This is a genomic window from Paenibacillus cucumis (ex Kampfer et al. 2016), from assembly GCF_019748695.1.
In the GTDB taxonomy this organism is placed as follows: domain Bacteria; phylum Bacillota; class Bacilli; order Paenibacillales; family Paenibacillaceae; genus Paenibacillus; species Paenibacillus polysaccharolyticus.
Genome location: NZ_JACLIC010000010.1, coordinates 14125 through 27057, shown reverse-complemented (window position 1 = coordinate 27057; position 12933 = coordinate 14125). Strand labels below are relative to the sequence as shown.

Here is a 12933-nt window from a genome sequence, read left to right as displayed (position 1 = left end):
CAATTTATATATTGAGATAAGCACTGTTGTCTGGGAACGAAAAAAAGTCGCTGAAATAGCGACTTTAATGAAAATATACACTAAACACAACAAAAATAATGTCGAATTAATGTTGTTATATGAATTTATTTGTATTTTTTTATCACATTATGTCTTGGATCAATGAGCCATGTAAACCGTTCCTTATTCATATATACTTCCCGAGCATTCACAATAGATGGGATCACATCCTCCCCCTTATAGAATACTCTTCCCCCGACTTTCTGAATCGGCACATGGTAAGAGATGCGCAAAGCTCTCATCAGCACCGGTTCAAGTAACATGGCATAATAACTAATCTGGTGCTTCTCTGCATAATGAACGATCGCAGATAATAAATCAGTAACATATCGCCCCCGAAAGGTAGATAAAATAGCAAGTTTATCGATTTCTGCAATATGCCCCATCTCTGCCTGAATCAATGGATGCTCCAGAAAGGGACCGATTTCGTTCATGGAACTATCTTCGGCGTAAGGTTTGATTTCAATCGAACCTACATAATGGCCTTCCTCCGTAACCACCACATATCTTTCCAGAAACACCTCTGAGAACTCAAACTCAAATCCTTTTTCATTCCATACCGTTGTCCATATCCCATTGAACATGGCAAACTCCAATTCATTTTCTACCCGTTTAAACATGGTCTTCGCTTCCTTTCTGAGTCCTTTTATTGGAAAACTCACCATTACTATCGGTGCATGCAAAGGTGCTATTTATACAAAAACACCAACACCAGGCTTCACCAAACAAAGAAAGAAAGCGAAGTACAAACGGTATATACCGATAAAACTGTACAACGCAAAAAAGGAATGGAACTGGATGGGAAATCATCCAATTACATTCCTTTTCAAGTTCGTTCATGAACCACGACCTACAAACGAGGATCTACGCGTTCCGATTCCAGCGATAATGTGGCGAGCACACATTCATGAATTCGTTCTACGGACTCTCCTCGCACAAAACGTTCGATCCCTTCCATGCCCAAAGCACTTTCAAGTAGAGCATGTCGTTCCTTTTTGGACGTTTTACGTTTGCGAAGACGGGACACATGCTCAGGAGCCAAATAATCCATGCCGTAGATGAGATGCAAATAGGCACGTCCTCTAACTTTGAGCGCAGGCTGCATCATTTTGTTACCATTCCAGCTGCGGAATGTCTCCGGTTTGATGACGATCCCCTCATGTCCCTCAGCCGTCATTTCCTCCCACCAGCGAATGACCTCTTCCTCATCCGTTTCATCCGCAATAATCCGGTATTCCGTCTCCATCATCAGCGACGACAACTGAGCCAGCTCACGGTTTTGTAGCATGTGCCACTCATGTGTACGCTCCCAGAAGGTTCCCGTACTGTGAGCCAGCGTATGAAACGGTGCAATGCGAATGTCAGCAATATCCTGCACATCCCAGCAATAATATTGAAACACATCCCGGAATGTCTGCGCATTCGCCAGTTTAACCTCTGTTTCCTGTAACCAGTCCGCAACGTGGCGGCCCGCGCTCATAGCCTCGCGAATTTTGTCCATCACAATGCTGCGATCCATCTGCGCTGCCTCAGCGACATGCGCATATTGAGATGCAATTAGCTCCCGCGCTTTCAGGTTCCAAGGTACAATCTCTGCATCCAGCAATACAAATTCGGTGGAATACCGTTCAAAATAACCACTTACGGTCAAGTCTGCATGTAATCTGGTGAGCACCTTCTGTTCTGTCTCGGGATCAAAAAAGGATCGGCCTGTACGTGTCACGATGCTCCCCAACATCGGTCTGCCTACTCGCTGCGATGAAGCCTGTTCGTCGCGGAACAGAAGCAGTATCGCTCGGCTACCCATATGTTTTTTCTCTGCTACCATACGCGTCACGCCCTGAGAACGGTAATAGCGGAACGCATCCCTCGGATGCTCCATAAAACCTTCTACCGAACATTCCCCCGGCGGCGGGCTCATCGTTGGCGGGATATAGACGAGTTCCTCCAGTGGCACGGTAAAATGAGAAAAGGTATCCAGTGCCGTCTGCGCCACTTCTCCCTGCACAGCAACGTTCAACCGCGAACCCGTCTGAACGGTAAAACCGTCCTTGAACTTGCGGATGTTGGGCGGTGCAAACCGTTGCTGATTCCAGCGTTTCAACGGACTGTCTGGATCTTGGGCATAGTCTTGCTTCGCCGGTACACTAACACTCTCCCGTTCCGGCATTCTCCACGCCGTGAGCATACCGCCAAACACAACCCCCTGATCGATATTCACCGTATCATTCACAATCGTAGGGTATGGCCTTGGATCATGTCCCCAGACAATACATTCACCGGACGTATGATCCACGTACCAGTCTTTACGTACGGGCCGCCCCTTATCATCCGTTCCTTCCACATCGCCATAGCGACAGTAATCCTGAATGCGTTTGGACTGTTTGCCGATAAAATGGTCCCGTATCCCGGCATGGGCGACAACCACTTGTCTTACTCCATTCCGTGTAAACACTAGATGAGAAGGTGCATTCAGCAGAAAATGCTTCAACGACTCCCGTACCCTGTTGGCCTCTTCACTACCTCGCTCCTGTTCAAGCTGAAGCAATTCAGCTTCCACCCGTTCATCCCCATGACTTAAGGTGACATCACGGCCGTCCAGATAACGTGCAATTTTCCAGCCATGGTTACTGTCAACCATATAAGCAAGACCAGCGGCACAGTGTTGTTGCCAGAAAAGCAAACATTTTAACGATTCCGGCCCGCGACTGCTTACATCCCCGACAGAAACGAGTTTCCGCCCTTCGGGATGGCGCATCAGGCCATCTCCTTGTTCATCGACGTAGCCCAGACGTTGCATGACTTCCATCATCTCATCATAACAACCGTGGATATCGCCAATGATATCAATCCCCGCTCCCATGTCTAACATGAACGGATTCGTTGTGCGTACAAAGGTCACAGGATATGGATGTTTCAGCACATAACTGGCATCGAATCCTTCATCACGGATCGCACGCAGCGTACGCTTGAATTGCTGTGCCTGTTGTTTTACGCGTTGACGGCCACGCGGATGTTTACGCTGATCATCACGTTCAAGTAATACATGCTCCGGTACATCCAGTACTACCGCGATAACGGGGACATGGGATTTGCGTGCCAGCTCGATTAACCGTCCGCGATCTTCTGGATACAGATGAGTCGCATCCACCCAGGTCAGCTTGTTCAGACGACAACGTGTGGCGAGTATGGCTTCCATTGCTTCAAATGCTTTGGCCGATACTTGCTGGTAATCTGCATACAACACATCAGCTTCACTACGAGGCCGATGCCTCCATTCCACATACTCGTCGTCGCCTACCAACATACGGAACTGATCGGACGAGACGACCTCGGTAGCGCGGATGACATCCTTTTCCACAAGTTCTGCAAGCAGTGTACTCTTTCCGCTGTTCGATGGACCAATCAGCACTACGATGCCTGCATGCGGCAGTTGGATCTCTCGCTGTCTATCCTGCGTATGGCTTGCGATTTGTCGCTGCACTCCATCTGTTCCGTAGTGCGAACGATGGTGATCACCCGCACCTGTTTGCCTTTCGTTTCTCATTCATGCTCCTCCTTTCCCCGTGTGAACATCGCCAGTTGTGTCGGCTGTCCGTAGCCTTCCTTTTCCTCACCAATACCCCTGATCTCGTAAGCATAATTGCCTTTCTCTGCCCACTCCGCACATCGGCCATTGAATTCCTCCCGTGTCCATTCGAAGCGGTGATCATAGTGACGGAACTGTTCTTGCTCCATCGCATACACTTCGTTATATTCCTTATTCGGAGTAGTAACCAGTAGCACTTGCGGCCGATACTCCTTCAGAATCGTTTCCATAATGCCATTCAGACGATATGCCTCAATATGCTCAATCACTTCACACAAGATCATGACATCCTGATGCTGTAATTGCTCGTCAAAATAAAACAGAGAACCAAGCGTCGGTTCCGGCATAGCTTGAACCCCTGCCCGATCCTGCATCTTGGCGAAACGTTCCATCGCCCGCAAACGTGATTGACCCGATGGCTCAACAGCAAGGATTGATTCCACTCCCGGAATATAAGCGAGACGTGCAGACAGCTTCCCCTCACCTGCCCCCATGTCCACAATACGGCGTTTTTCAGGCAAAGAATCCACAATGTCCGTGATCGCGCGGTAACGTAGATCATTTAATCGTACAGGTATTTCGGACGAGTCATCAGCTCGATCTGCACTTGTGGCCTGAACTGTGTCTGCATTCGGATTCTTATCCTCATGCCTGGATATTGCCGACTCCGATTTTAATGTTTTTTTCAGATCACCTTCTGCTTCCTCAGCTTGTTGTTCTAATCGTGAAGGCCGATCATCCAACGCGCCATGCTGACGTTCATACGTCCGAATCAGTTCGGCAAAATGAAGCGTACGTCTAACGATAAGTCCCTTAAGGGGGTGGGAGTCTAACCAGCCCTCACCATAACGGTTGATTTTATCAATCTCATCCTCACTGATGAAATAATGCTTGTAGTTATCCAGCACCGGAATGAGCAGAAATAGCTGACGTAAAGCCTGTTGTATCGTTTGCTTACCTCGCAGGGTGATGTGACGAACTGTACTTCGATTTTTCAGGTCAAACGAATACGCCGACTCTCCCCGTTCCACAGTAATGTCATATCCCAAACAGGAGAACAGCTCCTCCACCACACGGTCAGGCAGATCAGAGGCAACCGGGCCAAACTTCAGCTCCAGTTCGAAAGCATGATTCACCCATCGCATATAGTCTTCCTTCGGTTTGCCATTCAGAGCTGTGCCCAGCGCATTCCGTATGTAAGAGCAGAATAAACTGCTGGTCACAAACTCACGGTCATTGATGTATTGTGTGATATCATATCCATCCGGTGTGCCTCTAACGAGATCGACCGGATCAGGCTCGGCATGAACCAACACCTCCGTCTCTTGCTCACTCGCTTTGGTGTAGACCATCCGAACACGCACACCTTTATCTGTCCGGTCATACACATTATTCGGATTTTTGGCGAGCAGATGGGATACAACCCCTGCGTTCACTCCACTTGCTTTTAGAATCAAATGCATATCTTCTCCTCCTTTCGTTGATCTTTAACCCATTTTGTGAGTTCTAATCCCATCCATTCATTTATGCCCAAACTTCTTGTACAGCTGATTGAAATATCCGATTTAAGACCTCAATCTCCACAGTCGCTTGTCCTTGAATCTCGGTAGCCAGTTGCTCTACATGTGCAATTTGAGCCGTAATATACGCTTGAATGGCCGGAAGCTGCGGCTCCATATCCAGTTCGTCTCCGGCTTTTTTCCGGCGTAACAGATCATGAATTTCCGTATACAGAGGTGTGCCCGCTGGAACCAAGGTCTCAACGAGTTTGTCAAAAGCCATCGGCGGCATGGTTTCATAACGTTCAATCCAGCCACAGGCCAGCAAAGGACGCAACACATAAAAGTATTTTTTGATCTTCACCTGCTCGCCCTGCAAGTAATCACGGAAGTTTCCCTTAGCCATGTTCAGGTAATGGTACAAGCATGATTTCGGTGAAAACGTTAGCGGCGACAGACTCCGAATCTGCCCTGCTACGCTATATTGCTCATCGTATTGAATCGGGGACTGTAACCACTCCAGCAGCGGCGGGTTGGACTTGCGGAACAGCTTCAACGCTTTGCGTATATCCCATCCGTTAATATCCAACTGGTCACTGATCGGACGTTCAATCACATCCCGTTGATCTTCAATCGACAGATACCACTCCAACGGTCTGACATAAATAAAACGCACATCGTAGTCACTGTCCTGCGAAGGAAATCCCCACGCCCGGCTGCCTGACTCACAGGCATAAATAATGCGAACTTGCTCTTCCTGCTCGATCTGCGTTAGCTGCTTCGCGATGATCTCTCTCATCGCCTGATCTACATCGGTCATATCTGGGATCCCCTTTCTCTGCCTTGATTTAAAGTGTTATTTTTCGCACACGCTCGGCAATCGTCTCATACCCTGTTGCTGTCTCTGCAATATATGTCAGTACGGCTTCGCTCCAGCCATAGATGTAAAAAGTCTGACCATCCCGCGGCGGAACCATGGCCTGCCGGTAAGGGGTAATATCTACAATGAATGCCTGCAGCCCCGGATTCATGGCGCGTCGGTATCGTTCTAACTCGGCATACATTGGACTCCCCTCATTCTGTTGCTCATCCGTAATCATAACGATGCGACCCACCATCTCTTGAGACTCTCTTAGCTCTCGTACAGGTCTTCCTGTATCGGTTCCGCCTTGTGCACGAATTCGATATGCCTGCGCCAGAATACCCTCGTCCAGCTTGGGGCGGGCATCTTCGACCTGTTGATCGAACAACCAGAACAAGGAGTTGCCCTGAGTTCGTTTGTATAGCGCCAGTGCAAGCACCGAACCGATACGTAGGTAGTCTCCCTGCATTGAGCCTGAGCGATCAAGGAAAATAGCCGTTCTTCCCGGCAACCGTGGCAGATTGTGCACGGATAGCTCCACGGCCTGTTGCAACGCTTCCCGGAGTTCTGACCGCTCAACCATCTCATACGCTTTGACGAAGCGAAAAGGCAATATCCGCGATTGACGCAGTGCCTCGGCATCCGTCAGACGACGTGTGACGTAAGCGATATTTTTCTTTTTGGCAAAAACTCCGGCACGATCCATCGCATTTAAATGACGCAGGAGCGCAAACATCGGCATCTGGAGCATCAAAGCTTCCCAAATCGGACGCGTCGGCTGAAGGATCGAGGTCACGACCGAATAAGGTAGTTTCCCTTTTTCAATCTGGTGAAGCTGACTGGCAGGGTTACGTGTCGTTTTCAGTTTCTCCAGTGCCTGAAGTTGCGGAAGGTCCACCAGACTGGTCTCATGCCCCCGCAAATAACGGAATAAAGCTTGTTGCTTCTCATCCTTTGGCTTAGGATGTGCAGTAGCGATCATATCTCCCAGACTGTATCCACGCCCACGTCCATTATATTTGATCGCCCAGTATTCGCTGATTTCGTTCAGAAACCGATTGACTTGACGCTTCACTGCACGCCCTCCCTCTCCCCGCCCGCTTCCTCTGAGGATGGTCAGAAAATCGGCCAGATCCGCTGGCGTCTTCACTACATGAGCAAACACTTTTGCGAACTGCTCTGGATTAATCTTGGATAATACGGCGAGCCCATACAAAGGCTGAAGCCGCATGAAACCTTCATTTCGAGCATATACCAAAGCCTTCGCCATGAAGTTTGCATCCAGTTCCGCCATCTCCTGATGGCTGCTCCCCGCTTCTTGCATCAGCTGTTGTTCATCCGCATAAAACGTATTGTTAAGCGTATTCGTCGTCAACATCTGTACATATTGTTCCTCGACCAATCGCTCATAAGCTGCATATCCATCATGATTATGTACTACAGATTGAGGTGTATTAAATAATGATTTGGCTCTACTCATCGCACATAACCTCCCTACGCGTAAAATGCTGTGCTTCATCTATGTGGAACATCTAACGTTGTTGATCAACGTTTCTTCGTTTCTAATAAAAGGTTTCCGAGGAAAAAGGGGGAAGGTTTTACCTGCTCTACCGCTGAGCTACACCGCCATAACCGGCGGCGATTGGATTCGAACCAACGACCTGGTCGATTAACAGTCGAAGTAACCCTCCCAGGCGCCTCGGAAATCAGATCAGCCGAGCTAATTCACTGCCCCGCTTCACATCCTTATTATGCATGGAAACCATCAACCACGAACATGGTGAAAGTATGGCGACTTGGTGTGAATTAGAGTGAGTTGCAGTAACTTGGCGTGAATTGACGTAACTTAGAACAATTTCAAGCAACTTTGCCATGAAAACAGGCGTTTATCTTGATACAATGAAAAATACATAGTTCAATCGGGAGTGAGACACATGGCTAAAGAAAGCTTTGATAAAGAAATTCAGTTCCTGCGTATGCTGTCTCTGACCAGCGGCGCATATAACCGTCAGCAGTATGCCAAACGGCTTGGCATCTCTGTACATACCTTTGATAAAACACAGCGCAAGCTGCGAGATATTCGTCAGAGCTTGACCAATCAACGCACAGACAGTGAAATGGGCTCAGAGATGACCGACCTTGTTCGTTTCCAGTACGGTGAGTCTGCCGAGCCTCTGCTACTATTTCTTTTCCGTGCCAAATCCATGAAAGAAACCGAAGTGGAGCGCTTATCCGTCATTTTACATACCCTTCAAGACTCCGCTCTGACCGCGATGGAATTACTGGATGCCTGCTGTGCCGATTTGCCGGAAGAACTGGCCCTGCCGGATGAGAAAACGATCCGTTCGGATCTCAAGTATTTGGAGGAAGTCGGTGTTATTCGTAAAGAGCCGGGCGGACGTCCTTATCGTTATTCGTTACAGCAGGATGTGCTGACACGGCTTACCCCGGAAGAACAGCTGGAGTTATACGACTTCGTTGATATGATGGCGAACACACAGGTTCCATCGGTGCAAGGATATCTATTGCGGGATAGTATGAAAAAAGTAATTAAAGCCAGTTATCCGCAAGAAGAAGCGACGGAGCCATATATTTATAAGTATCATTATTACTCACGCATTCTGGACGAAGCCCATCTGTACACCCTGCTTGGAGCGATCCGTCAGCGAAGACGTGTGCAGTTTCAGTATTTTTCACCGAAGAAACCGTCCAGCTATAGCTCGCAAAATACGAATCCAAAGTTTGAACGCGAGGCTGGCGGAAGCTCCAATCGGATCATCCCGATTGAAGTCGTTTATGATCACCAGTATGGGCGCTGGTATGTCATCGGTTATCAGAGTCGGCGGAGATTCGTGAAGTTTCGGATGGAGGGCATCACCCAGCTGGAGGAGCTTCAGCCTATTGAAGAAGAGCATATGCTTGCATTGAAAAAAGAATGGGCTGACATCAGCCAGTACAGCTGGCTTGTCGATACAGGCCGCACCATAACGGTGCAAGCACGCTTTTTTCACCCGGGAGATGGTCAACGCAACTTTATTCTGGATCGCGTCCAGCTGCAAGGACAATGGGGAACCATAACGCCCGAAACGGATCATAGCTTTTTGTATGAAATTCAGGTCAACGGAACAACAGAGATTAAACCTTGGCTACGCAGTTTTGGCTCAAGCTGTGAGATTCTGGCTCCGCGTAAGCTACGTGAGGAAATGATCGAAGAATGGAAGGAGATTGCGGCGTATTATGAACCTGTTCGAGAAAATGTTCAACTACCAGATCATGACGAGACTGAATGAAACCGGACTGTTCACCTGGACTTCGCAGGAGCGAGCCTGGCTTCGTATGATGATGGAACATCCGGCTGCACAAGAAGCGCTAAGCCCGCCAACGTTGACCAAACTAAACCATATGCTGGACGGGGAAAAGCACTTGAATCTGCAAGATTACCTGACGGAAAAAGCCAAAAGTGAGGAGAGCAGCGTCTCTCATCCCCTGCTGAGGCCGTTACGGCAGATGATCCTGAACGGTGAAGGTTTTCAAATGACAGGTCGTATCCGTAGCGGACGCACAAGCCAGGAGCAGTTCGGGTTCCCGTATAAGCTGGAATATTCCATGGTCAAAAAGGAATGGTATGTGCTCTGGTATGCCCCGCACTTTGCCAGGTTAATGTCTACCAAGCTGCATAGCATCACCAAGCTTGAGGCCAGATCCATTAAACCGGAGGCCGCATCACGATACAAAGCTAGCATCGCCCTGATCACGGAAAAACGTAAAACGTCGATCACCATCGAGGTGTTGCCTGAGTTCAATGCGGAGTTGTCCCGAATACTGTATGCCTTCTCCTGCTTTGAGAGAGAGGTTATATATAACGAAGCAAACCATATCTACCGGATTCTGCTGACGATTCCGCGAAACGAGGTCGATTACGTGTTGTCCAAAATGCGTTTTCTCGGCAAACGTGTTCGGATCATCGATCATTCGGCCCTGCAGGAGCGCATGTCCGAGACTGCTGCCAAGGTACTGGCACGATATGCGCATTCCGAGTCCATACAGCCGGGTGGTGAAACGGCTGCGCAAGGTGATTAGCACGAACCAGCGCTTTAAGAGCTATCACTTAGCAAACTCCTCGATCTCATCTTCTCTGTTGGATGCACGATACACAGTAAAAAGGACGAAATGATGTAGGCATTCATCTGACCTGACCGCTACTCCATCGGCATGGAACAGATCAATCGCCTCAACTTCGTCCTTGTAGATGAACGTAATTTTGAGAGCTACATCCCTATACATTCCGGGTCTACGAATTACTGCTACTGGCTGCGTTCCGTCTTTTGTTAATCGCGTGCACGCCCATGACCACAGCAACCAATTCATAAGTGTCCAAGTATTCGGATTGATTATCCAGCACAAACGCTCCTGAACTAAACCAACCGCTGGTACGACGGAAGCTTACTACAACGCGGCCCGATCCATCAGTCACATCATATTCCTGCGAAAATGCCGGAGCAGATACATCATATATGCCACGTGAGCCCGCATCGTACTCATACTTTTTGCTAAAAAAGCTGAATCTCGCTCTTAGCACCCCCAGATGTGTGCCATCTGCTGCGGTCACGTCCCAGCGATTCGTCAACATGCGGAATTTGCCGCTACAGACCAGGCCATTTTCATCCGATACATCGAGTGATGATCCAAATACACTTTTTAAATCCAGGTGTCCTGCCCGATCCTGATCGGCATTCATGATTTCCGTATATCCGGCGTTGAAAAAGTTATCTCTGAAGTACAATTGCATATCGCTTTCCCCTTCCCGATGTTGTAATGTCTAATGATGCTCATCATGCGAATCCATCTTTAATTACCCTATTCGCGGTTATTATACATATATTTACGTATTCAAACTGGAATAGGGTGCATATATCCGTTCATTTCTGCCAAAAGAAAAAACGAGCAGCTCTGCCACCCGTTGTATCCATTCTGTATTCTTTTGCTAAAGCAGGGATCAGACTTCCACTTTTTTCGTGTTCATATAAATAATACCCCATACGAGAAGCGCGGCAAGTGCCATTTCAAACACCGTGGTCCCCCACCGTCCATCCGACCATATAACACCGTTGGCTGAAAATGAGATGCCCGTGCTTTCTTCGGTGAACTGAAACAGATCATTCGGACTGAACTTTCCTGAAAAAATAACATTTTCCAACCAGCTAAGCAGGTTAATCAGAACAATGAACGTGACAATCCCGATCCATGGGCCTGTTTTCCAGCGGAACGTTCCCGCTACACTAATGGAGAAAAAGATCATGATCGTCATAAACAGAACAATCCAACCTGCAAAAAACAAAGTACTCCATATCTCAGCTACACTTATGTTGACACCAATATAAGCAGACAGATCAAGCCCCAGTTTCATCGTAATGTAGAGGTAAGCGTGGAGGAAGCCTATCAGCAGCAAGCCCAGTCCGCAAATTGTACCAAAAATGATAGGTGATAACACATGAGACAGACCCGTGACTGGGATCAGACGACGATTGTAGGAGCGGATATTGGCAGCGTAGGTTTTTATCGTCTTCACATAGATGGCTACTCCTGCTCCGACGTATGCCATGATGCCAAGCACATTTGCAGTGACACCGGACAAAAATATCATCAGACCCAGTTGAACAATAATCAGGATGACTAGCCCTGCCAGCAGGGTGTTCCAGCTTCTTCTAAAATCATACTTCAACAATGTCATCATTCTGCATAGACCTCCTTGAACATCTCATCCACACTTTTTCCATGCTTCAGCCTGATTGTCTCGACTTCCTCATGCATAACTACCTTGCCTTCCCGAATAAAGACCACTTCATCGAAAATGCGTTCAATATCATTCACCAGATGTGTAGAAATGATTAGACTGCTGTCTTCATCGTAAAATTTAACGATCGCGTCCAGAATCTTACCTCTGGCTACCGGGTCCACGCCGCCGATCGGCTCATCCAGCAAATAGAGCCGTGCCTTGCGAGACAATGCCAGTGTTAACTGCAGTCGTTCATTCATGCCTTTGGACAAATGACTAACACGCTCATCCACTGAAAGATTCATAAACTCCAATATCTCCCGTGCCTTTTCTTCATCAAAATCGGCATAAAAATCACGGTAGTACGCGATCGCATCACGAACCTTCATCCACTTCTCGGTTAACGGACGATCCGGCATGAATGAAACGATTGACTTCGTCTCCAGTCCAATCGCCTTACCTGTAACCTGAATGCTACCGCTAGCGGGATGTAGCAAACCTGCGACCAGTTTCATTAGTGTACTCTTTCCACTTCCGTTGCTACCTAGGAGACCTACAATTCGTCCTGGAGCAATATTCAGGGAGACATTGTGTAACGCCTGTTTACGCCCATATGTCTTGTTGACCTGATTAAGTTCAAGAATGTTACTCATGTGTCTTCTCTCCTTTCCTCTGACTACCTTCTGCCAAAGCATCCGTCACGATGGACACAATATCCTGTTCTTCGATTCCAAGCTCTTGCATTCCGGTCAGGAAACGATCCAGCAATTCGCCGGCCATTTCTTTCTTGATCATCATGATTTTCCTCTCCTCACTTGTCACATATCTGCCCAAACCCCGCTTCGTCTCAACCACTTCTTCACGCTCCAGCTCCTGGAACGTACGCTGTACTGTATTTGGATTAATCTGCAGTTCGGCAGCCAGTTCACGAACCGAAGGAATTTTATCTCCTGCCTTGAGGGCGCCGGTTACAATCTGTCGTTTGATATATTGCATGATCTGCAGATAGATCGGTAAATTGTTATCAAATTCGATAGGCACGATGTTCTCGCTCCTTTCTGTATCGGTGTGTTAGTTACATAGTACACTAGGTAGTTAGTATTGTAAAGCCTATTTTCAGTTGTTATTTGAGCACACAAAAAAACAG

General features: G+C 47.9%; 12 protein-coding genes and 1 tRNA gene. 2 read left to right on the top strand and 11 right to left on the bottom strand.

From position 1 onward, the window contains the following. Positions 1-125: 125 nt before the first annotated feature. The 6 genes from H7T88_RS06515 to H7T88_RS06490 all read right to left on the bottom strand — a co-directional run bounded on the left by H7T88_RS06515 (position 126) and on the right by H7T88_RS06490 (position 7743). A complete protein-coding gene (locus tag H7T88_RS06515) occupies positions 126-680 on the bottom strand; it encodes a GNAT family N-acetyltransferase (protein WP_090917803.1) in 555 nt (184 codons plus the stop codon). A gap of 230 nt (positions 681-910) precedes the next feature. Beyond that, the gene (locus tag H7T88_RS06510; RefSeq protein ID WP_221787718.1) at positions 911-3607 is read right to left on the bottom strand and encodes a polynucleotide kinase-phosphatase; all 2697 of its coding nucleotides are present in this window, start codon (positions 3605-3607) and stop codon (positions 911-913) included. Then, positions 3604-5112 carry a methyltransferase domain-containing protein gene (locus tag H7T88_RS06505; protein WP_221787717.1) on the bottom strand — a complete coding sequence of 503 codons (1509 nt, stop codon included), beginning with the start codon at positions 5110-5112 and terminating at the stop codon, positions 3604-3606. Before H7T88_RS06505 ends, H7T88_RS06510 begins: the two co-directional genes overlap by 4 nt. A gap of 61 nt (positions 5113-5173) precedes the next feature. Continuing rightward, entirely contained in the window at positions 5174-5968 is a 795-nt protein-coding gene (locus H7T88_RS06500; protein ID WP_221787716.1) for a nucleotidyltransferase domain-containing protein, read from the bottom strand. A gap of 28 nt (positions 5969-5996) precedes the next feature. Then, on the bottom strand, positions 5997-7490 hold the full coding sequence (locus tag H7T88_RS06495) for a TROVE domain-containing protein (RefSeq protein ID WP_221787715.1): 1494 nt from the start codon (positions 7488-7490) through the stop codon (positions 5997-5999). Positions 7491-7643: 153 nt separating this feature from the next. After that, positions 7644-7743, bottom strand: a tRNA-Asn gene (locus tag H7T88_RS06490). Between the two features lie 201 nt (positions 7744-7944). Between H7T88_RS06490 and H7T88_RS06485 the strand changes: the two genes are divergently transcribed. Together H7T88_RS06485 and H7T88_RS06480 are read left to right on the top strand one after the other, a co-directional pair. Further along, a complete protein-coding gene (locus H7T88_RS06485) occupies positions 7945-9300 on the top strand; it encodes a helix-turn-helix transcriptional regulator (RefSeq protein ID WP_221787713.1) in 1356 nt (451 codons plus the stop codon). Beyond that, on the top strand, positions 9284-10090 hold the full coding sequence (locus tag H7T88_RS06480) for a WYL domain-containing protein (protein WP_260510756.1): 807 nt from the start codon (positions 9284-9286) through the stop codon (positions 10088-10090). The genes H7T88_RS06485 and H7T88_RS06480 overlap by 17 nt, the downstream gene beginning before the upstream one ends. 24 nt (positions 10091-10114) lie before the next feature. Here the strand turns inward: H7T88_RS06480 and H7T88_RS06475 are convergent, their stop codons facing one another. The 5 genes from H7T88_RS06475 to H7T88_RS06455 form a co-directional block, all read right to left on the bottom strand. After that, on the bottom strand, positions 10115-10294 hold the full coding sequence (locus H7T88_RS06475) for a hypothetical protein (protein ID WP_221787709.1): 180 nt from the start codon (positions 10292-10294) through the stop codon (positions 10115-10117). A gap of 7 nt (positions 10295-10301) precedes the next feature. Continuing rightward, complete coding sequence (locus H7T88_RS06470; protein ID WP_221787708.1) at positions 10302-10799, bottom strand: LURP-one-related/scramblase family protein; 498 nt, start codon at positions 10797-10799, stop codon at positions 10302-10304. Between the two features lie 207 nt (positions 10800-11006). Beyond that, the gene (locus H7T88_RS06465; protein ID WP_221787707.1) at positions 11007-11744 is read right to left on the bottom strand and encodes a hypothetical protein; all 738 of its coding nucleotides are present in this window, start codon (positions 11742-11744) and stop codon (positions 11007-11009) included. Then, positions 11741-12439, bottom strand: coding sequence for an ABC transporter ATP-binding protein (locus tag H7T88_RS06460; RefSeq protein WP_221787706.1), 699 nt, complete (start codon positions 12437-12439; stop codon positions 11741-11743). Before H7T88_RS06460 ends, H7T88_RS06465 begins: the two co-directional genes overlap by 4 nt. Then, positions 12432-12827 (bottom strand): GntR family transcriptional regulator, encoded by a 396-nt coding sequence (locus tag H7T88_RS06455; RefSeq protein WP_221787705.1) that lies wholly within the window; start codon positions 12825-12827, stop codon positions 12432-12434. The genes H7T88_RS06460 and H7T88_RS06455 overlap by 8 nt, the downstream gene beginning before the upstream one ends. Between the last annotated feature and the right edge of the window lie 106 nt (positions 12828-12933).

Bases quoted from the DNA above. Each gene is read 5' to 3' on its own strand.
- H7T88_RS06515 (WP_090917803.1), bottom strand. From the start codon at position 680: ATGTTTAAACGGGTAGAAAATGAATTGGAGTTTGCCATGTTCAATGGG.
- H7T88_RS06510 (WP_221787718.1), bottom strand. From the start codon at position 3,607: ATGAGAAACGAAAGGCAAACAGGTGCGGGTGATCACCATCGTTCGCAC.
- H7T88_RS06505 (WP_221787717.1), bottom strand. From the start codon at position 5,112: ATGCATTTGATTCTAAAAGCAAGTGGAGTGAACGCAGGGGTTGTATCC.
- H7T88_RS06500 (WP_221787716.1), bottom strand. From the start codon at position 5,968: ATGACCGATGTAGATCAGGCGATGAGAGAGATCATCGCGAAGCAGCTA.
- H7T88_RS06495 (WP_221787715.1), bottom strand. From the start codon at position 7,490: ATGAGTAGAGCCAAATCATTATTTAATACACCTCAATCTGTAGTACAT.
- H7T88_RS06485 (WP_221787713.1), top strand. From the start codon at position 7,945: ATGGCTAAAGAAAGCTTTGATAAAGAAATTCAGTTCCTGCGTATGCTG.
- H7T88_RS06480 (WP_260510756.1), top strand. From the start codon at position 9,284: ATGACGAGACTGAATGAAACCGGACTGTTCACCTGGACTTCGCAGGAG.
- H7T88_RS06475 (WP_221787709.1), bottom strand. From the start codon at position 10,294: ATGTATAGGGATGTAGCTCTCAAAATTACGTTCATCTACAAGGACGAA.
- H7T88_RS06470 (WP_221787708.1), bottom strand. From the start codon at position 10,799: ATGCAATTGTACTTCAGAGATAACTTTTTCAACGCCGGATATACGGAA.
- H7T88_RS06465 (WP_221787707.1), bottom strand. From the start codon at position 11,744: ATGATGACATTGTTGAAGTATGATTTTAGAAGAAGCTGGAACACCCTG.
- H7T88_RS06460 (WP_221787706.1), bottom strand. From the start codon at position 12,439: ATGAGTAACATTCTTGAACTTAATCAGGTCAACAAGACATATGGGCGT.